Origin of the sequence: Paraburkholderia sp. RCC_158 (assembly GCF_041355255.1) — a bacterium.
GTDB classification, from domain to species: domain Bacteria; phylum Pseudomonadota; class Gammaproteobacteria; order Burkholderiales; family Burkholderiaceae; genus Paraburkholderia; species Paraburkholderia graminis.
In genome coordinates this window covers 59,725-83,769 of sequence record NZ_JBFUPM010000013.1, presented here as the reverse complement: position 1 = coordinate 83,769, position 24,045 = coordinate 59,725, and the positions used below count along the sequence as shown (strand labels likewise).

The window sequence follows — 24,045 nt, the reverse complement described above, 5'->3', positions numbered from 1 at the left end:
ACAAGCGCCGACGGACTCTCCCACTGCATTCCCCTCGAAGGAGCTTGCATGCAAGTGAACATCAACGGTATCGAGACACGCTACGTGTTGAGCAATGAAGGTGGTGGCCCGTGGCTGACGTTCATTCATCAGCTCGGCGGCGATCTGTCGGTCTGGGACCAACTCGCCGGCTATTTCCGCGACGACTACACGGTTCTGCGCTACGACGTGCGCGGCCACGGCGAGACGGCGGTATCGAAGGAGCCGTTCACGATTGCCGATCTCGCCGGCGACCTCGCCACACTGCTCGATGCGCTCGGTGCACCGAGCACGCACCTCGTGGGCATGTCGATGGGCGGCATGATCGCCCAGCAGTTCGCGCTCGATCACCCTTCGCGCGTGGACACGCTCACCATTGCTGACAGCAGCGCGGCCAATCTCCCGGAAGCCCGCCCGCTATGGGATCAACGCGCCGCGAGCGCACGCCGGGACGGCATGGCCTCGCTCGCGCCCGCCACGCTCGAGCGCTGGCTGACGCCTGAGTTTCGCAGCGCGCATCCCGAAGCCGTCGAGCCGATCCGCGAGGCGCTCGTGCGCACGTTGCCGGAAGGCTACGCCCTGGCGTGCGAAGCGCTGCGCGATTTCGATGTACGGGGTAAGCTGGGAAGCATTCGCTGCGCAACCCTGGTGGTGGCTGGACGCCACGACACGGGCACGGCGCCTGCTGCTAGTCAGGCAATAGCAGATGCCATTGAAGGCGCGCAGTTCGAATTGCTCGACGCCGCTCATCTCGCGCCTGTCGAGCAGTCCCAACGGTTTGCCGCACTGCTTGAAACGTTTCTTGAAGGCCGGTCTAACCGGTAGGTTCGGAACTTTTACATGCGTCAATCCGGACCCACCCCTTGAATTCCAGACCACAAGCTCCACGTAAGGCGCAGGAACGGCCAGGAGCCAACGGAAATAAGGAGTGTCGCCATGCAAATGATCTACAACAGCCCCAACTATTGTGTCGTCGAATTTCCGCCGCAGGAAGGTCCGCTGGCCATGAAATCGGGTGGCTATGAGATCGTCGACAAGAACATGCAGCGCGAGATTTACATCGACGGTGCAATGGCGGCGCGGTTTCGCGAGAGCGTGCAAAAGCTGATCGAAGAGGAACCGTCGCTCGATGAGGTCGACGAATTCCTCGGCCAGTTCGACAGCCTGATGCATCAGCCGGTCATTCTTCACTAACCGCAAGGAGTGCAGGAAGCGCCAAGGTTTTTGGCGTTGCGAGCATCTCGACGTTGTTGGCGACATTTGCCGACGCCGCCGCCCGGCTTCACGGGCGCGCTTCACAAGGCGGTCGGTTTTAATGGAATCGGTTCAGCGGGCTTAAGGCGCGCTGGACCGTTTTCTTTTGCAAAGCGCGTTTCGCGCGGCCGGGCGCGCCGTATCGCCCCGCGCCGCCGCGTGCCGCCCAGTGCCGCGCCCGGCGCGATAGTCCGGCTGCGGCTACAATGACAGGTCCCAGAAAAGCCGGCCCAAGCCATCGTCAGCCATGAACCAGCCTGCCCAAACCGTCAAGCCTATCCGTCCCGAGCGCGATTACACGCGCGGCGCGACACTGCCCGCGCTGCTCAAGTCGCGCATCCTGATTCTGGACGGCGCGATGGGCACGATGATCCAGCGCTACAAGCTCGACGAAGCACGCTATCGCGGCGAGCGCTTTGCGGACTACGGACGCGACATCAAGGGCAACAACGAACTGCTGTCCATTACGCAGCCGCAGATCATCAGCGAGATTCACGAGCAGTATCTGGCTGCGGGCGCCGACATCATCGAAACCAATACGTTCGGCGCGACCACCGTCGCGCAGGCCGACTACGGAATGGAAGCGCTTGCAGTCGAGATGAATCTCGAGTCGGCGAAACTCGCGCGCGCCGCGTGCGACAAGTATTCGACGCCCGACAAACCGCGCTTTGTCGCCGGCGCAATCGGACCGACGCCGAAGACCGCGAGCATTTCGCCTGACGTGAACGATCCGGGCGCGCGCAATGTCACGTTCGACGAACTGCACGCCGCCTATTACCAGCAGGCGAAAGCGTTGCTCGACGGCGGCGCCGACCTGTTCCTCGTCGAAACGATCTTCGACACGCTCAATGCCAAAGCCGCGCTGTTCGCGCTCGACGAACTGTTCGAAGACACCGGCGAGCGTCTGCCCATCATGATTTCCGGCACGGTCACGGACGCCTCGGGGCGCATCCTGTCGGGACAGACCGTCGAGGCGTTCTGGAACTCGCTGCGCCACGCGAAGCCGCTTACGTTCGGCCTGAACTGCGCATTGGGCGCGGCGCTGATGCGCCCGTACATCGCCGAACTGGCGAAGCTGTGCGACACCTACGTGTCGTGCTATCCGAACGCGGGCTTGCCGAATCCGATGAGCGATACCGGCTTCGACGAATTGCCGGCTGATACATCGGGCTTGCTGAAGGAATTTGCCGAAGCCGGTCTCGTGAATATCGCCGGCGGCTGCTGCGGCACGACGCCGGAGCACATCGCGGCGATCGCCCGCGCGCTTGCCGAAGTGAAGCCGCGCAAGTGGCCGACGCAATATCGCGACGCCGCCTGAGCGGCATCGAAAAACAGCCGCCGCTCAAGCCGCATCAGACGCACCCAGGCCGCACCTAACGCACGCATTCGACTCGCACCTACGCCATGACCGATCACACCATGCGCCTTGCCGGCCTCGAGCCGTTCAACGTCACGTCCGGGACGCTTTTCATCAACGTTGGCGAACGTACCAACGTGACGGGCTCGAAAGCCTTCGCGCGAATGATTCTGAACGACCAGTTCGACGAGGCGATTGCCGTCGCGCGTCAACAGGTCGAGAACGGCGCGCAGGTGATCGACGTCAACATGGACGAGGCGATGCTCGATTCGAAAGCGGCGATGGTGCGCTTCATGAATCTGATCGCGTCGGAGCCGGACATTGCGCGCGTGCCGATCATGATCGATTCGTCGAAATGGGAAGTGATCGAAGCGGGCCTGAAATGCGTGCAAGGCAAGGCGATCGTCAACTCGATCTCGCTGAAGGAAGGCGAAGAGGCGTTCCGCCATCACGCGAAACTGATTCGCCGCTACGGCGCGGCAGCCGTGGTGATGGCCTTCGACGAGCAAGGCCAGGCCGACACGTTCGAGCGCAAGACGCAGATCTGCAAACGCTCGTATGACTTTCTCGTGAACGAAGTCGGCTTCCCGCCGGAAGACATCATCTTCGATCCGAACATCTTCGCGATTGCCACGGGTATCGAAGAGCACAACAACTACGCGGTCGACTTCATCAACGCGACGCGCTGGATCAAGCAGAACCTGCCGTACGCGAAGGTGAGCGGCGGCGTGTCGAACGTGTCGTTCTCGTTCCGCGGCAACGATCCGGTGCGCGAAGCGATTCACACCGTGTTCCTGTATCACGCGATTCAGGCCGGCATGGACATGGGCATCGTGAATGCGGGCCAGCTCGGCGTGTATGCGGATCTGGATGCGGAACTGCGCGAACGCGTCGAAGACGTCGTGCTGAATCGCCGCGCGGACGGCACCGATCGTCTGCTGGAAGTCGCCGACAAATACAAAACCGGCGCGGCGAAGAAAGAAGAAAACCTGGAGTGGCGCAATCAGCCGGTCGAGAAGCGTCTGTCGCATGCGCTCGTGCACGGCATCACGAACTTCATCGTCGAAGATACCGAGGAAGTGCGCGCGAAGATCGCGGCGCAAGGCGGCCGTCCGATCAATGTGATCGAAGGCCCGCTGATGGACGGCATGAACATCGTCGGCGATCTGTTCGGTCAGGGCAAGATGTTCCTGCCGCAAGTCGTCAAGTCGGCGCGCGTGATGAAGCAGGCGGTCGCGCATCTGATTCCGTTCATCGAAGAAGAAAAGAAGCAGCTCGCGGCCGCCGGCGGCGACGTGCGCGCGAAGGGCAAGATCGTGATCGCCACCGTGAAGGGCGACGTGCACGACATCGGCAAGAACATTGTGTCGGTGGTGCTTCAGTGCAATAACTTCGAAGTGGTCAACATGGGCGTGATGGTCCCGTGCAACGACATTCTCGCGAGGGCGAAAGTGGAAGGCGCGGACATCATCGGACTGTCGGGCTTGATCACGCCGAGTCTCGAGGAAATGGCCTACGTTGCGTCTGAAATGCAGCGCGACGACTACTTCCGCGTGAAGAAGATTCCGCTGCTGATCGGCGGCGCAACCACCTCGCGCGTGCATACGGCCGTGAAGATCGCGCCGCATTACGAAGGGCCGGTCGTGTATGTGCCGGACGCGTCGCGCTCGGTGTCGGTCGCATCGAGCCTCTTGTCCGACGAAGGCGCGGCCAAGTACCTCGACGAACTGAAGGCCGACTACGATCGCATTCGCAATCAGCACGCGAACAAGAAAGCGCTGCCGATGGTCACGCTCGCCGAAGCCCGCGCAAACAAGACGCCGATCGACTGGAAGAGCTATCAGCCGGTCAAGCCGAAGTTCATCGGCCGCCGCGTGTTCAAGAACTTCGATCTGAACGAACTCGCGAACTATATCGACTGGGGTCCGTTCTTCCAGACGTGGGATCTGGCCGGTCCCTACCCCGCGATTCTGAACGACGAGATCGTCGGCGAATCGGCGCGGCGCGTGTTTTCGGACGGCAAGTCGATGCTCGCGCGCCTGATCCAGGGCCGCTGGCTGCAAGCGAACGGCGTGATCGCGCTGCTGCCGGCCAACACCGTGAACGACGACGACATCGAAATCTATACCGACGATTCGCGCAGCGAAGTCGCGCTGACATGGCGCAATCTGCGGCAGCAAAGCGTGCGGCCGGTGGTCGACGGCGTGATGCGGCCGAACCGCTCGCTTGCCGACTTTATCGCGCCGAAAGATTCGGGCGTGGCCGACTACATCGGCATGTTCGCGGTCACGGCGGGTCTGGGCGTCGACGTGAAGGAAAAGCAGTTCGAGAAGGATCACGACGACTACAGCGCGATCATGCTGAAGGCGCTGGCCGACCGTTTCGCCGAAGCCTTCGCCGAAGCGCTGCATGCGCGCGTGCGACGCGACTTGTGGGGCTACGCGAGCAACGAGACGCTTGCGAACGACGAACTCATCGCCGAAAAGTATCGCGGCATTCGCCCGGCGCCCGGCTATCCGGCGTGCCCGGATCATCTGGTCAAGCGCGACATGTTCGACGTGCTGCAGGCGAATGAAATCGGCATGACCGTAACGGAATCGCTGGCGATGCTGCCTGCGGCGAGCGTCTCCGGTTTCTATCTCGCGCATCCGGACAGCACTTATTTCTCGGTGGGCAAGATCGGCCAGGACCAATTGGAAGATTACGCGCAGCGCATGTCGCTCTCGAAGGCGGATGCCGAACGCGCGTTGGCGCCGTTGCTATAAGCCGTTCCGGCAAGGCAGCGTTAAATGCATCGATGAGCCGAGCCGGCGTGGCGCGAAACCCACTATATCCGGCGAGAAAGACTGAATATTTGCGGCAACGTAATTTTCGGCTTTGTAGACTGAGGCGGCTTGACCCGCCAGACGCAACCAGAATGCGTCGGCTCATCTAATTGCAACCGTCAACGGAGAGAAAATCATATGAAGAAGCTGGCGCTGTTATTGACCGCTGTTTCGTTTGCCGTGGGCGCTTCGGCGGCGCTCGCACAAACCGCCGCTCCGGCCGCATCGAGTTCGGTCAGTTCGTATTCGCCGCCCACGACGAAACACGTCAAGAAGCCGAAGAAGCAGAAAATGAAAAAGGGCGCGTCAGCTCCCGCGGTTGCTCCGGAAGCCGCAAGCCAGTAAGCCGCTTTCGCGTTTCTGGCTTGCAAAGAAAATGAGCCCGCTTCGAGCGGGCTCATTTTTTGGCGGCATGCATTGATGGGACACGGCGACAGGCCGTGAGTCACAGCAAGTGCCGCGGCCACGATGGCCGTGTTGATCGCCCTGGCCACGACAGTCGCCGCGGCCGTCCCGGCGAACCTGCCTCGACTACAGCCCCCAGACGATGTCCGCGTTTTCCTTCTGCGCGGCGCGCAGCATGTCGAGGAACGGATACGCACGTTGCGCAAGACCCGGCGGAATCTCGTGATGCTCGTGGCCTTCTTCGCCTTCGTGGAAATGGCCGTCGTGTTCGGCGCGTTCCTGCTTGTCGAAGTTGATAGCCGCTTCGAGTTTGGCGATCGCTTCGCCGGTTTCGGCGTGCGTAATCACACCGCGCTCACCGAGGCGCTTGCCGACAATGCCGACCAGATACTGCGCCAGATTCTCGAGCATCATCACATCTGGACAAGCTCGGCATTTGAAAGTAATCAGCATGACAATTCCCTTTTTCGTTATGTTGGCTTCACGCGCAAGCGGAGCCGAAAGCGGCCTCTCGCATGTTCCGTTAGCCGCGCGAACAGACGCGGCGGCCACGGCCCTTGCTGGGCTTCTCATTGAACATATTAGCACCTGCTAAAATCCGTCTGGACGGAAAAGCGCGCCGCATTGCACCGCGCGCGGCAAGGCGCAGCGGCGCGGCCGGCCAGCCGGTTGCGGCCTGCATGCCGCAGCGGCCAAGCCTTCGCCTCGCGGCCGAACGGCGCGCTGATTGCATTGCAGGCAAAGTGCCCAACAGCTCGCCTCGTCATGCCGTTATGTCATGACAGACCGCGCCGCCGCGCAACCGCCGCTTTCCACGCTTCTGCCGAATCGGCCGCGCTCGAGGCGGCCGGCGCTTCCTCCGTATCACCGGATTGCCTCACTGGACTCGCAACAAGCATGCTGCCCGCACATAAACACACTCTGGAAACACTGCTCGCCGACACGGTGAAGCAGGTCGCTCTCGCCACGCAAGGCGCGACGGAAGCCGCCTTCGTGTCGCCCACCATCGCGCTGGAACGTCCGAAGGTCGCCGCGCACGGCGACGTCGCGTGCAATGTGGCGATGCAACTCGCCAAGCCGCTGCGCGCGAATCCGCGCCAGTTGGCGCAGCAAATCGTCGACACGCTGCTCGCGCAGCCGCAGGCACAAGGCCTGATTGAATCCGCCGAAGTCGCGGGCCCCGGCTTCATCAACCTGCGTCTTGCCGCTGCGGCGAAGCAGGCGGTGGTCAAGGCCGTGCTCGCGGAGAAAGACGTGTATGGCCGCTCGCAACGCGACGCGGGCAAGCACGTGTTGATCGAGTTCGTCTCCGCGAATCCGACCGGCCCGCTGCACGTCGGCCACGGCCGTCAGGCCGCGCTTGGCGACGCGCTGTCGAACGTGCTCGCGTCGCAAGGCTGGGACGTGCATCGCGAGTTCTATTACAACGACGCCGGCGTGCAGATCGGCACGCTCGCGCTATCCACCCAGGCGCGCGCCCGCGGCCTCGCTCCGGGCGACGCCGGCTGGCCCGCTTCCGCGTACAACGGCGAGTACATTGCCGACATCGCGAAAGACTATCTGAACGGCGTCACGGTATCGGCGAGCGACGGCGAGCCCGTCACCGGCGCGCGCGACGTCGAGAATCTCGACGCGATCCGCCGCTTCGCGGTTGCGTATCTGCGCCGCGAGCAGGACATGGACTTGCAGGCGTTCGGCGTGAAGTTCGACCAGTACTACCTGGAGTCGTCGCTTTACACCGAAGGCCGCGTCGAGAAGACGGTGCAGGCGCTCATCGCCGCGGGCAAGACCTACGAGCAGGAAGGCGCGCTGTGGCTGCGCACAACCGACGACGGCGACGACAAGGACCGCGTGATGCGCAAGACCGACGGCACCTACACGTACTTCGTGCCGGACGTCGCGTATCACGTCGCAAAGTGGGAGCGCGGCTTCACCAAGGTCATCAACATTCAGGGTTCCGACCACCACGGCACGATCGCGCGCGTGCGCGCCGGCCTGCAAGGTCTCGGCATCGGCATTCCGAAGGGCTATCCCGACTACGTGCTGCACAAGATGGTCACGGTCATGCGCAACGGCGAAGAGGTGAAAATCTCCAAGCGCGCGGGCAGCTACGTGACGGTGCGCGATCTGATCGAATGGTCGGGCGGCGCGCTGCCCGGCACCGAGGCAGCCGTCGATCAGATCGACGAAGAGACGATTCGCCGCGGCCGCGACGCCGTGCGTTTCTTCCTGATCTCGCGCAAGGCCGATACGGAGTTCGTCTTCGACATCGACCTCGCGTTGAAACAAAATGACGAAAACCCCGTGCACTACGTGCAATATGCGCATGCGCGGATCTGCTCGGTCATCGCCGAATGCAAAACTCGCTACGGCGCGGACGAAAGCACGCTTGACAGCGTGGACCTCGCGCCGCTGTCGAGCGAGCGCTCAATGGCCTTGCTGAACAAGCTCGCGGAGTTCCCGGACATGCTGCAACACGCCGCCGACGAACTCGCGCCGCACGCGGTCGCGTTCTATCTGCGCGACCTCGCCGGGGAATTCCACTCGTTCTACAATGACAGAGCCGAACGCGTGCTGGTCGACGATGCGGCCGAACGCAATGCACGCGTCGCGCTGCTCGCAGCCACGCGTCAGGTGCTCGCCAACGGTCTTGCGATCATCGGCGTCTCCGCTCCCGTCAAGATGTAAGTCCTCCGGCGCAACATGCATGCGGCCGTCGTTATAATCGGCGGCCGTTCCAGGATTCTTTTTGCAGGTGATTCATACGATGGCAAAACCACGCCGCACAACAAAGCAATCGAAACAAACCGGGGGTACTTTTCTCGGCATCGTGCTGGGCCTGATTGTCGGCCTCGCGATCGCGGTAGTGGTGGCGCTGTATATCACCCGTGCGCCTACGCCGTTCGTGTCGAAGGTCGCGCCGCCCGCGGCGTCCGAGTCGAGCGCGAGCCAGGCGCAATACGATCCGAACCGTCCGCTGCAAGGCAAGACGCCGGGTCAGCCGGTGCCGCAGGCCGCGCAACCCGCGCCGCCGAACACCGCGCCTGGCCAGACCAACTCGCAGACGCAGTCGGGCATGCTCGAGCAGCCGCAAATCATCGAAGTGCCGCCGACCCTCGGCGGGAACAATAATGCCGCGGGCAATGCCAATGGCACGGCAGTCGCGCCGAAGCCCGCGCCGGATAACGGCAGCAGCGCCACCGCCGCGGTGAAAAAGCCGCAAGCCACGAGCGCGCCGGCTGCGACCACAGCGGGTTCCGCGCCGAAGAGCACGTCGTCGGCGGCGGTCGCGAACGTCAAGCCGGGTTCGGGCGCAGCGCCCGCGCCGGGCGACGCGAACACGGGCTACTTCCTGCAAGTGGGCGCGTACAAAACCGCTGCGGACGCCGAACAGCAACGCGCGCGTCTCGCGTTCCAGGGCTTCGAGTCGAAGGTCACGCAGCGCGATGCGGGCGGGGTCACGTATTATCGCGTGCGTATCGGGCCGTTCTCGAAGTTCGAGGACATGAACGCGAGCCGTCAGCGTCTGTCGGACGCGGGCGTGGACACCGCCGTGATCCGCTTCACCAAACAATAAGCAGCGCGGGACCCGCAGGCAGGCGCCGCCGCCGAACTATCGGCGTGCGGCGCCTGTCACAGGAACCGCAAGCAAGATAAGCACAGTAAGCACGATTGAGCATGATTGAGCACGACGGCCGATAGAGCCGTCCAACGCCGATTTGAAAACGGTGACGGGCATTTGCGTGGCGCCACTGTTTTACGCCTACCTGGGTCAAGACAACATGAAAAAACTGCTGAGCATTCTGTTCCTCTCGTTGGGCCTCGTCGCGGCCTCGGCGCACGCATCGCCGACCGCGCCGGTCTCGGGCAAGGACTACACCGTGTTGCCGAGCGCGCAATCCACCGACGTGCCCGCCGGCAAGATCGAAGTCACCGAATTCTTCTGGTACGGCTGCCCGCACTGCAACGAATTCGACCCGTACCTCGAAGCATGGGTGAAGAAGCAGGGTCCGGACGTCGTGTTCAAGCGCGTGCCGGTTGCCTTCCGCGACGACTTCATTCCGCACTCGAAGATGTATCACGCGCTCGACGCGCTCGGTCTCGCCAACCAGCTCACGCCGAAGGTCTTCAACGAAATTCACGTCAACAAGAACTATCTGCTGACGCCGGAAGATCAGGCCAAATTCCTCGCGAAGAACGGCGTCGATCCGAAGAAGTACATGGACGCGTACAACTCATTCTCGACGCAAAGCGCGTTGCAGAAAGACAAGAAACTGCTCGAAGACTACAAGATCGACGGTGTGCCGACCATCGCCGTGCAAGGCAAGTACGAAACCGGCCCGGCTGCGACCAACAGCCTGCCTGGCACGGTCCAGGTGCTCGATTACCTGGTCCAGCAGGTTCGCGCGAAGAAGATGTAAAGCCCGAGGCGCCGGAATGAGCTCACCGTTGAAAGTTTTCATTACCGGCGCTTCGAGTGGAATTGGCCTCGCGCTCGCCGCCGAATACGCGCGGCGCGGCGCGACGCTCGGCCTCGTTGCCCGCCGCGGCGAAGCCCTCGCCGCCTTCAAGCGGTCTCATCCGCAAAACTCCATCTCCTGCTATAGCGTCGACGTGCGCGACGCCGAGGCGCTCGCCGAAGCGGCCGCGCAGTTCATCGCGGAACATGGCCAGCCGGACATCGTGATCGCCAATGCGGGCGTCAGCCGCGGCGCGGTCACCGGCGAAGGCGACCTGCGCACCTTCCGCGAAGTGATGGACATCAACTACTTTGGCATGGTCGCCACCTTCGAGCCGTTCGCGGCCGCGATGGTTGCCGCAAGACGCGGCACGCTCGTCGGCGTTGCGAGCGTCGCGGGCGTGCGCGGCTTGCCGGGCTCGGGCGCGTATAGCGCGTCGAAGTCGGCGGCGCTCAAGTATCTCGAAGCGTTGCGCGTCGAAATGCGCCCGCACGACGTGGGCGTTGTCACGATCGCGCCCGGCTATATCCGCACGCCGATGACCGCGCACAATCCCTACACCATGCCCTTTCTGATGGACGCCGACCGCTTCGCCGCGAAAGCCGCGCAGGCCATCGAGCGCCGCACCGCTTTCGCGGTGTTTCCGTGGCAGATGCGTGTCGTGGCGATGCTGCTGCACGTCGTGCCGCGCTGGCTCTACGACCGCGTGTTCGAACGCGCGCCGCGCAAGCCGCGCGCCGTCGTCGAGTAAATCATGTCTGCCTGTGCGGTCGATGCAGCCGGCGTCGCGCACGAAAAAATGGGTGCCGGCGCGCGCATCGTCTCGCTGGTGCCGAGCATCACCGAACTGCTGTTTGCGCTGGGTCTAGAACGCCAGGTCGTCGGGCGTACCGGTTTTTGCGTGCATCCCCGCGACAAGGTGCGCAATGTGCCCAAGGTCGGCGGCACGAAAGCCGTGAAGGTCGACGCCGTTCGCGCGCTGCGGCCTACTCACATGATCGTCAATATCGATGAGAACGAGCGCGATACCGTCGAGCAACTGCGCGCTTTCGTGCCGCATGTCGTCGTGACTCATCCGCTCACGCCGCACGACAATTTCTCGCTGTACGCGCTGCTGGGCGCGATTTTCGATCGCGACCACGAAGCGCAGCGTCTCGCCGATGCGTTGCAGGCGCGTCTGCATGACGCCGCCACGCATGCATTCGCTGCACAAAACGTGCTGTATCTGATCTGGCGCGAACCGTGGATGACCGTCGCGCGCGACACCTACATCTCCGCGATGCTGCGCGTCGTGAACTGGCAGACGCTGCCGGAGGTGCAAGGCGGCGCGACAGGCGCGGGCCGTTATCCATCGTTCGAATTCGACGACGCGGAGCACGCGCCGTGGCTTGCTAGCGTCGACCGCATTCTGCTTTCGAGCGAACCTTATCGCTTCACGCAGGCGCATTGCGATGCGCTGAAAAGCGATCCGCGCATGGCCGGCAAGCGCATCGAGTTGATCGACGGAGAGATGGTCTCGTGGTACGGCGTGCGCGCGATCGACGGCATCGCTTATCTGATGCAGCGTGCGAGCGCCGCGTGAAGCCAGCACGCGCACGGCACAGCCTCCATACGATCCCATATGGATATGCGGATTATGTTGTTGTCGCGCGAACTGCCCTTCGATAAGCTTTCGCGAAGGCCGGCGCGCACGTGAGTCCGCATTTTGGCGAGCATGCGCGAGCCCCGGAAAGGTATCAGAATGAAGTCGACGGCGAGGCCATAAACGTCGCTGTCGCTCGTCAACGGAATAACCACACAACCAGACGCACTGCCTGACTGCGCTTGTTATCGGAGATCTTATGCGCTTCAAACTGCTCGCAGCCGCCGTACTCTTCACGGCGCCCGCGCTCGTGCTCGCCAAACCGCTGACCGTCTGCACCGAGTCGAGCCCCGACGGCTTCGATGTCGTGCAGTTCAACTCGCTCGTCACGACCAATGCATCGGCGGATGTGATTTTCAATTCGCTCGTCTCCTACGATGAGGCCGCGAAGAAAGTGGTGCCGTCGCTGGCCGACAAGTGGGACGTGAGCGCGGACGGCCTCACGTACACGTTCCATCTGCGCCCGAACGTGCAGTTCCAGACCACCGACTACTTCAAGCCGACGCGGCCGCTGAATGCCGACGACGTCGTGTTCACGTTCGACCGCATGCTCAACGACAGCAACCCGTGGCACAAGGTGACGGGCGCGAGCGGCTTTCCGCATGCGCAGTCGATGGGCTTGCCCAAGCTCATCAAGGCGATCAGCAAGGTCGACGACAACACCGTCAAGTTCGAACTGAACGCGCCGGACGCAACCTTCGTATCGATCCTGACGATGGGCTTCGCGTCGATCTACTCGGCTGAATACGCGGACCAGTTGCTGAAGGCCGGCAAGCAGGTCGATCTGAATTCGAAGCCGGTCGGCACCGGCCCGTTCGAGTTGAAGAGCTACACGAAAGACGCGGTGATCCGCTACGACGTGAACCCGACCTACTGGGGCTCGAAACCGAAGATCGACCGTCTGATCTACGCAATCACGCCCGACGCCACCGTGCGCGCGCAAAAGGTGAAAGCCGGCGAATGCCAGATTGCGCTGTCGCCGAAACCGCAGGATCTCGCGGATGCGAAGAACGACAAGTCGCTCGCCATCGTGCAGACACCCGCGTTCATGACGGCGTTCGTCGCGTTGAACACGCAGAAGAAGCCGCTCGACAATCAGAAGGTGCGCGCCGCGCTGAACATGGCGTTCGACCGCGGCACGTATCTGAAGACCGTCTTCGACAACACCGCGACCGCAGCGGTGAATCCGTATCCGCCGAACACCTGGAGCTACGACAAGGCCGTGAAGGCCTGGCCGTACGATCCGGCCAAGGCAAAGAAACTGCTCGCCGATGCGGGCTACCCGAACGGCTTTGAAACGACCATCTGGGTGCGTCCGAACGGCAGCGTGCTGAATCCGAATCCGAAAGCGGGCGCCGAGCTGTTGCAAGCGGACTTCGCGAAGATCGGCGTGAAGGCTGACGTGAAGGTGATCGAATGGGGCGAGCTGATCAAGCAGGCCAAGCAAGGCCAGCACGACTCGCTATTCATGGGCTGGGCGGGCGACAACGGCGATCCGGACAACTACCTGTCGCCGCTCTTTAGCTGCAATGCGGTGAAGTCGGGCATCAACTTCGCGCGCTTCTGCGATCAGGATCTCGACAAGCTGATCGCCGACGGCAAGTCCACGGCGGACCAGGCCAAGCGCACGAAAGCGTATCAGGCTGCGCAGCAGATCATTCACGATCAGGCGCTGTGGATTCCGCTCGGTTATCCGACGGCGGCAGCTATCACGCGGACGAACGTGAGCGGTTATCACGTGAGCCCGTTTGGGCGGCAGAACTTCGGGGCGGTGTCGGTGCAGTAATACCGCACGAACATACCGCACGAACCCGAAGCAGCAGAAGCCCGGTCGCGCAATGCAGTGCAATGCAGTGCAAACGCGCGACCGGGCTTTTTTTTATGCGTAGGCCACCGACATCGAGCAAGGGCTCACGCCGAAAACCGCATCACGCCATCCGCATCGTGCGTGCGCTTTAACGCGCCCGCCAGCCACAGCATATGCAAGTGCGCGAGCGCCTCGCCCATCGCGAACGTCATCTGGTGAATATCCAGCGCGCGCTTGAACATGAGCGGCACGATGTCCGCCGCGCTTTGCGGCTTTTGCGCGCACGCCTCTCGCACTTCGGCGAGACGCGCGTCGTGATGCTCGCGCAACTGCTTCACGCGCGTACGCACGCCGCGAAACGGCTTGCCGTGCGACGGCAACACGAGCGTGTCCTCAGGCATCACCTCGTAGCGCGCGAGCGACTCGAGATAAAGCGCAAGCGGCGAGCCTTCGGGCTCCATCGCGAACACCGACACGTTCGTCGAAATGCGCGGCAGCACCATGTCGCCGGAAATCAGCACGCCCATCTCTTCGCAATGCAGCGCACAGTGCTCCGGTGAATGGCCGTAGCCCGTCACCACGCGCCACGTTTTTCTGCCGATCCGCACGCGGTCCGCTTCACGCAAACGCCGGTATTGATCGGGCACCGACGGCACCAGATTCGCGTAATAACTCTGCCGGCTGCGCAGTTTCTCGAGCGAGTCCTCGTCGGTGACGCCGTGCAGCGCGAAGTGCCGCGCCGCCGCTTCGCCGCCCGCGTTGGAGCCGTCGCCGGCCGCCATCACGCGAGCCTGCATGTATTCGCCGAGCGTCATCCACAGGCGCGCGTCCCAGCGCTTCTTGTCGCCGCCGCTGCAAACCCAATCCGCGAGACCGACGTGGTCAGGATGGCAATGCGTGACGATCACCCGCAGCACCGGCAAACCGTCGAGCACCGACTCAAATACCTTTTCCCAGTTCTCCCGGATCGCGTCCGACGCGATCCCGCAGTCGATCACCGTCCAGCCTTCCTCGCCGTCGATCTGATCGCGCAGCAGCCACAGATTGATATGGTCGAGCGCGAACGGCAACGGCATGCGCAGCCAGAACACACCGGGCGCGACTTCCTGCGCGTGGCCGGGCTCGGGCAGCGTGTCGTTGAACGGATAGTCGAGTTGATGTTCGAGTGCATTCATTCGGTGTCTTCCTCCACGCTTTCCGCGTACTTGCCGCAGGTTGCATTCAACCCAAGTTGACGATAACGTAAACGTCGATTCTATCGTTCAATCTGACTTTGTGCCCGGCCAGTGAATGCCCCGATGACCACTCAATACACGATCACCGAACTCGCGCGGGAATTCGACGTCACGCCGCGCGCCATACGTTTCTACGAAGACCAGGGTTTACTCTCGCCGAGCCGCGAAGGGTCGAGCGGCTTGCGGCGCGTCTATTCGGGCCGCGACCGCACGCGCCTGAAGCTCACGCTGCGCGGCAAGCGGCTCGGCTTCACGCTCTCCGAAATTCGCGATCTGCTGGACGTGTACGAATCGCCGACAGACACCGTCCCGCAACTGCACGCGTTTCTCGGCACGGTCGCGCGTCATCGCGAGGTGCTGGAGCGGCAACTGGAAGACCTGAACGCGACGCTCGAAGACCTCGCCCAATACGAAGCGCAGGCGCGCGCGCTGCTCGAAGGCGGCAAGCATGCGGCTTCCGAGGCACGCAAAGCGACGGAAGCGCAAGAAACGCAACAAGGGCGACGAGCGCGCGAAGCCAAGCCCGCATGACGAGACATGCGACCAGGTGAAGTCGTGAACGAAATTTTTCTTGCTGCAAATTGAGCCGTTTAACAACGCCGAACCAGGGCATTGAGCGCAGTTGCCCGGAAAAGTCCGCAAATGCCCGGCACCGCTCACACGGCGCCGGCGCACGAGCCGGTTGACGCAATGCGTCGCGAGCGCACCCGACGATACAATCACGGGTGTCTTCACGACACGAGACGAATGCACGGTCGACATGAATCACTTCCCCAAACTGTTGTCGTCGCAAATCGGCTTTGACGTCGCGCAAACCATGCTCGAAGGATTCAACCGGCACTACCGGATCTTTCGCGACGCGGCGATTCATGCCAAGACGCTGTTCGAGAACGGCGACTGGCATGGCCTGCAAAAGCTCGCGCGCGAGCGCATTACTTCATACGACGACCGCGTGCAGGAATGCGTCGAACTGCTCGAAGACGAGTACGACGCGGAGAACATCGACAGCGAAGTGTGGCAGCAGATCAAGCTGCACTACATTGGCCTTCTCACCACGCACCGTCAGCCCGAGTGCGCGGAAACGTTTTTCAATTCGGTGTGCTGCAAGATTTTGCACCGCTCGTATTTCAACAACGACTTCATTTTCGTGCGCCCGGCGATCTCGACCGAATACATCGAGAACGACGAGCCCGCGGCCAAGCCGACATATCGCGCGTACTATCCCGGCAAGGACGGCCTCGCCGCGACGCTCGAGCGCATCGTCACGAATTTTCAACTCGAGCCGCCGTTCGAAGATCTGACGCGCGACGTCGGCTGCGTTATGCAGGCGATTCACGACGCGTTCGGCACCTTCGACGAAGCGCCGAACTTCCAGATTCATGTGCTCTCGTCGCTGTTCTTTCGCAACAAGTCGGCGTATATCGTCGGGCGAATCATCAACGGCGACAGGCTGCTGCCGTTCGCCGTGCCGCTGCGTCACGTGAAGCCCGGCGTGCTCGCGCTCGACACGGTGCTGCTGACGCGCGAACAGTTGCTGATTATCTTCAGCTTCTCGCACTCGTACTTTCTTGTGGATATGGAAGTACCGTCGGCTTACGTCGAATTCCTCGGCATGATCATGCCGGGCAAGCCGAAGGCGGAAATCTACACGTCGGTCGGCTTGCAGAAGCAGGGCAAGAATCTGTTCTATCGCGATCTGCTGCATCACCTGTCGCATTCGAGCGATCAGTTCATCACCGCGCCCGGCATCAAGGGGCTCGTGATGCTGGTGTTCACGCTGCCCTCTTTTCCGTACGTGTTCAAGCTCATCAAGGACAACTTCCCGCCGCCGAAGGAAACCACGCGCGCGAAGATTCAGGAGAAGTATCAGCTCGTCAAACGACACGACCGCCTCGGCCGCATGGCTGACACGCTCGAATATTCGAGCGTCGCGCTGCCCATTTCGCGGCTCGACGAAGCGCTCATGCGTGAACTGGAGAAAGAAGTGCCGTCGCTGCTCGAGTACGACGGCGACAACGTGGTGATCCGCCATATGTATATCGAGCGCCGCATGGTGCCGCTGAATCTGTTCCTGCAAAACGGCAGCGACGACGACGTCGATCACGGCATCAAGGAATACGGCAACGCGGTGAAGGAATTGATGCAGGCGAACATCTTCCCCGGCGACATGCTGTACAAGAACTTCGGCGTGACGCGCCACGGCCGCGTGGTGTTCTACGATTACGACGAGATCGAATATCTGACCGACTGCAACGTGCGTGCAGTGCCCGCGCCGCGCAACGAAGAAGACGAGATGTCGGGCGAGCCGTGGTACTCGGTCGGACCGCACGACATTTTCCCGGAGACGTATGGCACTTTTCTGCTCGGCGACCCGCGCGTGCGCCGCGCGTTCATGCAGCATCACGCGGACTTCTTCGATCCGGCGCTGTGGCAAAAGCACAAGAATCATCTGCTGAAAGGCGAACTGCCCGACTTCTTTCCGTATGACAGCAGCGTGCGTTTTTGCATTCGCTATCCGGAGCGTTTTGTCGATGCAGAATCCGCGGAGTCGAACGCAGCAGATGCTATCAGCGCCGCTGAACCGCAGGCCGACGAGCGCAGCGTGAGAGTTGCCTAGCGCATGCATCACACCGAATCCAACGTAACGAAACCGGCCGCTGAAAGCGGTCGCTTAACCGCCAGATAACCACTGAATAACCGTCGATTAACCGCCAAGACGCATCATGAACATGAACGCTTCCAACCCCGCTCATCCGCTCGCGCATCTGTTCGACAACAACGACGCGTGGGTCACGCGCAAGTTGTCCGAAGATCCCGAGTACTTCTCGCGCCTCGCGCATCAGCAGACGCCCGAGTATCTGTGGATCGGCTGCTCCGATTCGCGCGTGCCCGCGAACCAGATCATCGGTCTGCCGCCGGGCGAAGTGTTCGTGCATAGAAACATCGCGAACGTGGTCGTGCATACGGATCTGAACTGCCTCTCGGTGATCCAGTTCGCCGTCGATCTGCTGAAGGTCAAGCACATCATGGTGGTCGGCCACTACGGCTGCTCGGGCGTGGCCGCGGCATTGCACGGCCGCCGCGTGGGTCTCGCGGATAACTGGCTGCATCACGTGCAGGACGTGCGCGCAAAACATGCCGCACTGATCGACGAGTGGCCCATTGGCGAGACACGTCACCGGCGTCTCGTCGAACTGAACACCATCGAGCAGGTCGTGAACGTGTGCCGCACGACCATCATCAACGACGCATGGGCGCGCGGCCAGGAACTCACCGTGCACGGCTGGGCGTATGGCGTGCACGACGGCAAGGTGCGCGACCTCGGCATGACGATCAACAACGCGGCCGCGCTCGATGAAACCTATCGGCGTTGCGTGGCCGGCGTGTCGGCGAGCACCGCGCATACGGCGGACAACGACGTCGTCGCGTCAGACGCGGCGCAGCTTGGCGACGTGCCGGCGATAGTCCAAGGCGTAATCAAGGAGCTAAAACATGAGTGAGACGAAGACAAAGACCGAGACGAACGGCATGACGGCCGATCCGATTGTGATCGTAAGCGCGGCGCGCACGCCGATGGCTGCATTTCAGGGCGATTTCGCATCGCTGACCGCGCCGCAACTCGGCTCGATCGCGATCGAAGCCGCGGTTCAGCGCGCGGGCCTCAAGCCCGAGCAGATCGATGAAGTCGTGATGGGTTGCGTGCTGCCCGCGGGTCTCGGCCAGGCACCCGCGCGGCAAGCCGCGCTCGGCGCCGGCTTGCCACTTTCGACGGGCAGCACGACAGTCAACAAGATGTGCGGCTCGGGCATGCGCGCGGCCATGTTCGCGCACGACATGCTGGCCGCCGGTTCCGTCGACGTGATCGTCGCGGGCGGCATGGAGAGCATGACGAACGCGCCGTATCTGCTGCCCAAAGCGCGAGGCGGCATGCGCATGGGTCACAGCCAGGTCATCGATCACATGTTCTACGACGGCCTCGAAGACGCCTACGAAAAAGGCCGTTTGATGGGCACGTTCGCGGAAGAATGCGCGGCCTCGTTCGACTTCACGCGCGAAGCGCAAGACGCGTTCGCCGTCGAGTCGCTGAACCGCGCGAAGCGTGCAAACGAAGACGGTTCGTTCGCGTGGGAAATCGCGCCGGTGAAAGTGCAAAGCCGCAAAGGCGAAGCGACCATCGACCACGACGAACAGCCGTACAAGGCGAACCTCGAAAAGATTCCGACGCTCAAGCCCGCGTTCAGCAAAACGGGCACGGTGACGGCCGCGAACTCGTCGTCGATTTCGGACGGCGCCGCGGCGCTCGTCATGATGCGCGAATCGACGGCGAAGCGTCTCGGCGTCACGCCGCTTGCGCGCGTGGTCGGCCACTCCACGTTCGCGCAGGAGCCGGCGAAGTTCACCACCGCGCCGGTCGGCGCGATCCGCAAGCTGTTCGACAAAAACGGCTGGCGCGCGGACGAAGTGGATCTGTACGAAGTCAACGAGGCGTTCGCCGTCGTGACGATGGCCGCGATGAAGGAGCACAAGCTTCCGCACGACAAGGTCAACGTGCACGGCGGCGCGTGTGCGCTCGGCCATCCGATCGGCGCATCGGGTGCGCGCATTCTCGTCACGCTGATCGGTGCGCTGAAAAAGCGCGGCGGCAAGCGCGGCGTCGCCACGCTTTGCATCGGCGGCGGCGAAGCGACGGCAATGGGCATCGAACTCGTTTGACGCGTCGTGCGCATGGTCAGGCGCGTCACATAGTCGGAGGTGATTCATGAAGACAGTGTTGATTGTCGGTGCGTCGCGTGGCATCGGCCAGGAATTTGTCCGGCAGTACAAACAAAGCGGCTGGCGTGTGCTCGCCACCGCGCGCGACGGCGCCGCGCTCGACGCCCTCACGCAGCTCGGCGCACAAACGTATTCCGTCGACGTGACCGAGCCCGCGGACATCGCCGCATTGGGCTGGAAGCTCGACGGCGAGCAGGTCGATGTGGCCATCGTCGTGTCGGGCGTGTATGGTCCGCGCAGCGACCGCATTGAAACCATCACTGCGGAAGACTTCGATCATGTGATGCACACCAACGTGCGCGGCCCGATGCAACTGATGCCGATCCTGCTGCCGATCGTCGAGGAAACGGGCGGCGTGCTGGCGGTGATCTCGAGCAGGATGGGCAGCATCGCCGATTCGGGCGGCACGAGCGGCTGGCTGTATCGCGTGAGCAAGGCGGCGTTGAACGACGCGCTCAAGCTCGCGTCGCTCGAAGCACAAAGCGCGACGTGCGTGTCGCTGCATCCGGGCTGGGTGCAGACGGACATGGGCGGCGCGCACGCGGCAATCGATCCCACGACGAGCGTCGCCGGCATGCGTGACGTGCTCGCGCAGGCAGCGGCCTCGCGCGACGCGTTCAATGGCCGCTTCTACCAATACGACGGCACGCAGCTGGAGTGGTAGCACGAGCGCGTGAGTGGTCTGGTCGGCCCTTATGCACGAGGCCAGAGTGAGGAGGCAGATTCATGGTGCTTGATCAGGATCATCTGATGGTCCGCGACGCGCTGCGCACCTTCGTGCGCGAAGCCGTCACACCGCACGCGGCGGCGTGGGACCGCGAGCGCACTTTTCCAAAAGAAGTGCATAGGCAACTTGCGGAACTCGGCGCGTATGGCGTGCTCGTGCCCGAAGAGTACGGCGGCGCCGGCATGGACGCGCTCGCGCTCGCGCTGATTCTCGAGGAAATCGCAGCCGGCGACGGCGGTACATCGACGGCGATCTCCGTGAACAATTGCCCTGTGTGCAGCATTCTGCTGAGTTACGGCAACGACGCGCAAAAGCGCGACTGGCTCACGCCGCTCGCGCGCGGCGAGATGCTCGGCGCGTTCTGCCTGACCGAACCGCAGGCGGGTTCCGACGCCTCGGCGCTGCGCACCACCGCAACGCGCGATGGCGACGCCTACGTGCTCAACGGCGTCAAGCAGTTCATCACGAGCGGCAAGAACGCGAATGTCGCCATCGTGATGGCCGTCACCGACAAGGCCGCCGGCAAGCGCGGCATCAGCGCGTTTATCGTGCCGACCGACAGCAAGGGTTATGTGGTCGCGCGGCTCGAAGAGAAGCTCGGCCAGCATTCGTCGGATACCGCGCAAATCATTTTCGAAGATTGCCGCGTGCCCGCCGCGAATCTGATCGGCGCAGAAGGCGAGGGTTATCGCATTGCGCTGTCGGGGCTCGAAGGCGGGCGCATCGGCATCGCCGCGCAAAGCGTCGGCATGGCGCGCGCGGCGTTCGAAGCAGCGTTGAGTTACGCGAAGGAGCGCGAGAGCTTCGGCCAGCCGCTGTTCTCGCACCAGGCCGTGCAGTTCCGTCTCGCCGATATGGCGACGCAACTCGAAGCCGCGCGTCAGTTGATCTGGCACGCGGCGTCGTTGAAAGACGCCGGCCAGCCCTGCCTCACCGAAGCCGCGATGGCAAAACTGTTTGCGTCGGAGGCCGCGGAGCGCATCTGTTCGGCGGCGCTGCAAATTCACGGCGGCTACGGGTATCTGAGCGACTTTCCGGTCGAACGGATTTATCGCGATGTGCGCGTGTGCCAGATCTACGAAGGCACGAGCGACATCCAGAAGATATTGATCGCACGCGGTCTTGGTTAGGAGTTCGATGAGCAAGCACGAGTCGTCCACACAGCGGCCCGCCGACTGTCCTTGCGGCGGCGCTGCGCCTCGCCAGTCCGCGGCCGCGAAAGCACCGCGTTTCGCGGCGTGCTGCGGCCGTTATATCGACGGCGGCGAACTGGCGCCGCGCGCGCTCGAACTGATGCGCTCGCGCTACAGCGCATATGTTGTCGGCGCAACGGATTATTTGCGCGTCACGTGGGCGCCCGCCACCTGCCCCGCCGATCTCGACGCCGACCCTTCCGCGCCCGACGCGCCGCGTTGGCTCGGACTGGAGATCAAGGCATTCGCCGAAACGGACGCGCAACACGCGACCGTCGAGTTCGTCGCGCGATACAAGGTGGCCGGGCGCGCGCATCGGCTGCACGAGTTAAGCCGTTTTATTCGCGATGATCGCGGCCACTGGCTCTACGTCGACGGCGATGTAAGCGAATAGTTTTTTAAGCGTCAACGGAGAATCCGCCGTCATCGCATATGGCCCCTTAGCGGGGCCGCTTTAAGGCGTTGGCTCGACGCGACAGTCCAGTCAGCCCGCTATCGCGCGATGCAAAGGCGAGCCCGGCCAACGCATCGCCCCAATCCGCCGATTTAAGGCCCTTTTCGCGGCTTTATTGCCCACACCCGCGCGGGTTTTCACCGCGCGTCTTGCTCATCGAGCCTGCCGCTCTGCCTCTCGCGCGACGCGGCAATTTTTTCGTCAGGGGTTCTCCTTGATTGCACAAAACAAAATTGTCGTGCCAGGATGAGGCCGTTGCTTCGTGACGCCATCAAGCGAGGACCCGCTGGTAAGGGTTCCGCAAGTTGCGCCGGCGCCTGCCGATAACCAGTTAATGAGGTTATGGCAGCGGCGTCCGGCAGCGGAGGTGGCGTTCATCATCGGCGCGTGGGGTCGCGTCGGCCGTTGGGTTTATCCCGTGCGATCTCGATTGGCGTGCGTGCGCTTCGCGCAATGCGTACGTGAGCATGTTTTTGTTTGTCGCAAACGCGCGTGCGAAAGATAAATGTCAGCCGCGGGATTCGATGAACAGACACGAGATGTCGAGGCAGATTTTTTGAGGCAGGTGGGTGAATGGCGTTGAGCAAGGTTCTGGCGAAGTGGGCAGCGATGTGTGCAGCAGCGGCGGCGGCGTGCGCTGTGGCAGCGGCGCACGCGACCCCGCTCGCGGACGCCCAGCCCGGACCGCTCGCCCGCGCTCACGTGCCGCGCATCGCACTGCCGGACGACGTGTATCTGCCGAGCGCGCGGCTGAACGAACAGATTATCCGCGTACCCGTCGATGCGGACGGCGACGTCACCCTTCAAACGACGATCTACAAACCGGACGGCCCAGGCCCGTTTCCGATGATCGTCTTCAATCACGGCAAGATTCCCGGCGATCCGCGTATGCAGGAACGCAGCGACCCGCTGCCGTTCGCGCGTGAATTCGTGCGCCGCGGCTACGTGGTCGTGGCGCCGAACCGCCAGGGCTTCGGCCAGTCGGGCGGCGTCTATCAACAGGACGGCTGCGACGTCGAACGCAACGGCATGTCGCAAGCCGGCGACGTCGCGGCGACGATCGATTACATGTCGAAGCAGCCTTACGTCGACGCCACGCATATCGTCGTGGCGGGCACGTCGCATGGAGGCCTCGCGACGATGGCCTACGGCACCGAAGCAGCGCCGGGCGTGCGGGCGCTCATCAACTTTTCCGGCGGCTTGCGCCAGGACGCGTGCGGCGACTGGCAGGGCAATCTGACGCGAGCATTCGGCGCGTATGGCGACAAGACGAAAGTGCCGTCGCTGTGGATGTACGGCGACAACGATTCGGTGTGGAATGCGCCGCTCGTGGCCGGCATGCACGCGGCGTACGTCGCGCACGGCGCGAGCGCGAAGATGGTCGACTACGGCACGTATAAGAACGACGCGCACCGGCTCGTCGGCGACCGCGACGGCGTGCATGTCTGGTGGCCGGCTGTGGAGTCGTTCCTTGCACGCGTGGGCATGCCCACGGGCGTGCAGTATCGCGTGTCCGATCCTTCGGCGCCGAAGGCGAGCGGCTTTGCTTCCGTCGATGCCGTCGACGCGGTCCCCTACGTCGATGAAGCCGGGCGCAACGGTTATCGCAACTTCCTGCACCAGTACCCGAGCCGTGCCTTCGCGGTGTCGGACACGGGCGCGTGGTCGTGGGCCGAGGGCGGCGACGATCCGATGTCGGTTGCGATTGCGAATTGCCAGAAGCAGAGCTCGGCGCCTTGCCGGTTGTATGCGGTCGATAACTCCGTTGTGTGGGGTGATCAGGGATCGCGGACGGCTGATAGTGGCGCGGGTGGGGCAGGTTCTTCGGTTTCTTCTTCCTCTGTGTCTTCCGATGGTGACGTGCGACCGGCTATTGCTAGTCGGGAGTGAGGCCC

The 24,045-nt window shown here is 62.9% G+C and carries 20 protein-coding genes and 1 pseudogene; 19 read left to right on the top strand and 2 right to left on the bottom strand.

Annotation, left to right across the window (positions count from 1 at the left end; translation table 11 throughout):
- The first annotated feature begins 48 nt into the window (after nucleotides 1-48).
- From AB6809_RS23445 to AB6809_RS23425, 5 genes and pseudogenes are all read left to right on the top strand, one after another.
- Nucleotides 49-843, top strand: coding sequence for an alpha/beta fold hydrolase (locus tag AB6809_RS23445; RefSeq protein ID WP_053857435.1), 795 nt, complete (start codon nucleotides 49-51; stop codon nucleotides 841-843).
- A 111-nt stretch (nucleotides 844-954) separates the two neighbouring features.
- Nucleotides 955-1,212 (top strand): DUF3567 domain-containing protein, encoded by a 258-nt coding sequence (locus AB6809_RS23440; RefSeq protein WP_006048137.1) that lies wholly within the window; start codon nucleotides 955-957, stop codon nucleotides 1,210-1,212.
- Between the two features lie 307 nt (nucleotides 1,213-1,519).
- Nucleotides 1,520-2,590: a homocysteine S-methyltransferase family protein gene (locus tag AB6809_RS23435; RefSeq protein WP_006048138.1), complete on the top strand. Its 1,071-nt coding sequence runs from the start codon at nucleotides 1,520-1,522 to the stop codon at nucleotides 2,588-2,590.
- Nucleotides 2,591-2,667: 77 nt separating this feature from the next.
- Nucleotides 2,668-5,394 (top strand): annotated as a pseudogene (metH, locus tag AB6809_RS23430) (methionine synthase); the annotation flags it as partial.
- Between the two features lie 198 nt (nucleotides 5,395-5,592).
- Nucleotides 5,593-5,799: a hypothetical protein gene (locus AB6809_RS23425; RefSeq protein ID WP_006048141.1), complete on the top strand. Its 207-nt coding sequence runs from the start codon at nucleotides 5,593-5,595 to the stop codon at nucleotides 5,797-5,799.
- A gap of 186 nt (nucleotides 5,800-5,985) precedes the next feature.
- On the opposite strand, the gene AB6809_RS23420 is transcribed toward AB6809_RS23425, so the two are convergent.
- Nucleotides 5,986-6,312: a DUF1840 domain-containing protein gene (locus tag AB6809_RS23420; RefSeq protein WP_006048142.1), complete on the bottom strand. Its 327-nt coding sequence runs from the start codon at nucleotides 6,310-6,312 to the stop codon at nucleotides 5,986-5,988.
- 444 nt (nucleotides 6,313-6,756) lie between these two features.
- Between AB6809_RS23420 and argS the strand changes: the two genes are divergently transcribed.
- From argS to AB6809_RS23390, 6 genes are all read left to right on the top strand, one after another.
- The gene (gene argS / locus AB6809_RS23415; RefSeq protein ID WP_053857434.1) at nucleotides 6,757-8,547 is read left to right on the top strand and encodes an arginine--tRNA ligase; all 1,791 of its coding nucleotides are present in this window, start codon (nucleotides 6,757-6,759) and stop codon (nucleotides 8,545-8,547) included.
- A gap of 61 nt (nucleotides 8,548-8,608) precedes the next feature.
- Nucleotides 8,609-9,436, top strand: a complete 828-nt coding sequence (locus AB6809_RS23410) for an SPOR domain-containing protein (RefSeq protein WP_006048144.1) — start codon at nucleotides 8,609-8,611, stop codon at nucleotides 9,434-9,436.
- Nucleotides 9,437-9,641: 205 nt separating this feature from the next.
- The gene (locus tag AB6809_RS23405; protein ID WP_029969595.1) at nucleotides 9,642-10,280 is read left to right on the top strand and encodes a thiol:disulfide interchange protein DsbA/DsbL; all 639 of its coding nucleotides are present in this window, start codon (nucleotides 9,642-9,644) and stop codon (nucleotides 10,278-10,280) included.
- 16 nt (nucleotides 10,281-10,296) lie between these two features.
- Nucleotides 10,297-11,070 (top strand): SDR family oxidoreductase, encoded by a 774-nt coding sequence (locus AB6809_RS23400; RefSeq protein ID WP_371027311.1) that lies wholly within the window; start codon nucleotides 10,297-10,299, stop codon nucleotides 11,068-11,070.
- A 3-nt stretch (nucleotides 11,071-11,073) separates the two neighbouring features.
- A complete protein-coding gene (locus tag AB6809_RS23395; protein WP_371027310.1) occupies nucleotides 11,074-11,901 on the top strand; it encodes a helical backbone metal receptor in 828 nt (275 codons plus the stop codon).
- 259 nt (nucleotides 11,902-12,160) lie between these two features.
- Nucleotides 12,161-13,747 (top strand): ABC transporter substrate-binding protein, encoded by a 1,587-nt coding sequence (locus tag AB6809_RS23390; RefSeq protein WP_371027309.1) that lies wholly within the window; start codon nucleotides 12,161-12,163, stop codon nucleotides 13,745-13,747.
- 125 nt (nucleotides 13,748-13,872) lie between these two features.
- On the opposite strand, the gene AB6809_RS23385 is transcribed toward AB6809_RS23390, so the two are convergent.
- The gene (locus AB6809_RS23385; RefSeq protein ID WP_371027308.1) at nucleotides 13,873-14,943 is read right to left on the bottom strand and encodes an MBL fold metallo-hydrolase; all 1,071 of its coding nucleotides are present in this window, start codon (nucleotides 14,941-14,943) and stop codon (nucleotides 13,873-13,875) included.
- A 123-nt stretch (nucleotides 14,944-15,066) separates the two neighbouring features.
- Between AB6809_RS23385 and AB6809_RS23380 the strand changes: the two genes are divergently transcribed.
- From AB6809_RS23380 to AB6809_RS23345, 8 genes are all read left to right on the top strand, one after another.
- Complete coding sequence (locus AB6809_RS23380) at nucleotides 15,067-15,534, top strand: MerR family DNA-binding transcriptional regulator (RefSeq protein ID WP_053857430.1); 468 nt, start codon at nucleotides 15,067-15,069, stop codon at nucleotides 15,532-15,534.
- A 229-nt stretch (nucleotides 15,535-15,763) separates the two neighbouring features.
- Complete coding sequence (gene aceK, locus AB6809_RS23375; RefSeq protein WP_371027307.1) at nucleotides 15,764-17,620, top strand: bifunctional isocitrate dehydrogenase kinase/phosphatase; 1,857 nt, start codon at nucleotides 15,764-15,766, stop codon at nucleotides 17,618-17,620.
- Between the two features lie 106 nt (nucleotides 17,621-17,726).
- Nucleotides 17,727-18,503, top strand: a complete 777-nt coding sequence (can, locus tag AB6809_RS23370; RefSeq protein WP_029969583.1) for a carbonate dehydratase — start codon at nucleotides 17,727-17,729, stop codon at nucleotides 18,501-18,503.
- Nucleotides 18,496-19,716, top strand: coding sequence for an acetyl-CoA C-acetyltransferase (locus tag AB6809_RS23365; RefSeq protein WP_307251260.1), 1,221 nt, complete (start codon nucleotides 18,496-18,498; stop codon nucleotides 19,714-19,716). The genes can and AB6809_RS23365 overlap by 8 nt, the downstream gene beginning before the upstream one ends.
- 46 nt (nucleotides 19,717-19,762) lie before the next feature.
- Entirely contained in the window at nucleotides 19,763-20,440 is a 678-nt protein-coding gene (locus tag AB6809_RS23360; protein ID WP_371027305.1) for an SDR family oxidoreductase, read from the top strand.
- A 62-nt stretch (nucleotides 20,441-20,502) separates the two neighbouring features.
- Nucleotides 20,503-21,633, top strand: a complete 1,131-nt coding sequence (locus tag AB6809_RS23355) for an acyl-CoA dehydrogenase family protein (RefSeq protein ID WP_371027304.1) — start codon at nucleotides 20,503-20,505, stop codon at nucleotides 21,631-21,633.
- A 7-nt stretch (nucleotides 21,634-21,640) separates the two neighbouring features.
- Nucleotides 21,641-22,090 (top strand): YchJ family protein, encoded by a 450-nt coding sequence (locus tag AB6809_RS23350; protein WP_371027303.1) that lies wholly within the window; start codon nucleotides 21,641-21,643, stop codon nucleotides 22,088-22,090.
- Nucleotides 22,091-22,723: 633 nt separating this feature from the next.
- The gene (locus tag AB6809_RS23345) at nucleotides 22,724-24,040 is read left to right on the top strand and encodes a dienelactone hydrolase family protein (RefSeq protein WP_371027302.1); all 1,317 of its coding nucleotides are present in this window, start codon (nucleotides 22,724-22,726) and stop codon (nucleotides 24,038-24,040) included.
- The last annotated feature ends 5 nt before the right edge of the window (nucleotides 24,041-24,045 follow it).

Coding starts and splice junctions, on each gene's coding strand:
- AB6809_RS23365 (WP_307251260.1), top strand. CDS start 18,496: ATGAGTGAGACGAAGACAAAGACCGAGACGAACGGCATGACGGCCGAT.
- argS (WP_053857434.1), top strand. CDS start 6,757: ATGCTGCCCGCACATAAACACACTCTGGAAACACTGCTCGCCGACACG.
- AB6809_RS23360 (WP_371027305.1), top strand. CDS start 19,763: ATGAAGACAGTGTTGATTGTCGGTGCGTCGCGTGGCATCGGCCAGGAA.
- AB6809_RS23395 (WP_371027310.1), top strand. CDS start 11,074: ATGTCTGCCTGTGCGGTCGATGCAGCCGGCGTCGCGCACGAAAAAATG.
- AB6809_RS23345 (WP_371027302.1), top strand. CDS start 22,724: ATGGCGTTGAGCAAGGTTCTGGCGAAGTGGGCAGCGATGTGTGCAGCA.
- aceK (WP_371027307.1), top strand. CDS start 15,764: ATGAATCACTTCCCCAAACTGTTGTCGTCGCAAATCGGCTTTGACGTC.
- AB6809_RS23390 (WP_371027309.1), top strand. CDS start 12,161: ATGCGCTTCAAACTGCTCGCAGCCGCCGTACTCTTCACGGCGCCCGCG.
- AB6809_RS23420 (WP_006048142.1), bottom strand. CDS start 6,312: ATGCTGATTACTTTCAAATGCCGAGCTTGTCCAGATGTGATGATGCTC.
- AB6809_RS23380 (WP_053857430.1), top strand. CDS start 15,067: ATGACCACTCAATACACGATCACCGAACTCGCGCGGGAATTCGACGTC.
- AB6809_RS23440 (WP_006048137.1), top strand. CDS start 955: ATGCAAATGATCTACAACAGCCCCAACTATTGTGTCGTCGAATTTCCG.
- AB6809_RS23405 (WP_029969595.1), top strand. CDS start 9,642: ATGAAAAAACTGCTGAGCATTCTGTTCCTCTCGTTGGGCCTCGTCGCG.
- can (WP_029969583.1), top strand. CDS start 17,727: ATGAACATGAACGCTTCCAACCCCGCTCATCCGCTCGCGCATCTGTTC.
- AB6809_RS23445 (WP_053857435.1), top strand. CDS start 49: ATGCAAGTGAACATCAACGGTATCGAGACACGCTACGTGTTGAGCAAT.
- AB6809_RS23355 (WP_371027304.1), top strand. CDS start 20,503: ATGGTGCTTGATCAGGATCATCTGATGGTCCGCGACGCGCTGCGCACC.
- AB6809_RS23385 (WP_371027308.1), bottom strand. CDS start 14,943: ATGAATGCACTCGAACATCAACTCGACTATCCGTTCAACGACACGCTG.
- AB6809_RS23425 (WP_006048141.1), top strand. CDS start 5,593: ATGAAGAAGCTGGCGCTGTTATTGACCGCTGTTTCGTTTGCCGTGGGC.
- AB6809_RS23350 (WP_371027303.1), top strand. CDS start 21,641: ATGAGCAAGCACGAGTCGTCCACACAGCGGCCCGCCGACTGTCCTTGC.
- AB6809_RS23435 (WP_006048138.1), top strand. CDS start 1,520: ATGAACCAGCCTGCCCAAACCGTCAAGCCTATCCGTCCCGAGCGCGAT.
- AB6809_RS23400 (WP_371027311.1), top strand. CDS start 10,297: ATGAGCTCACCGTTGAAAGTTTTCATTACCGGCGCTTCGAGTGGAATT.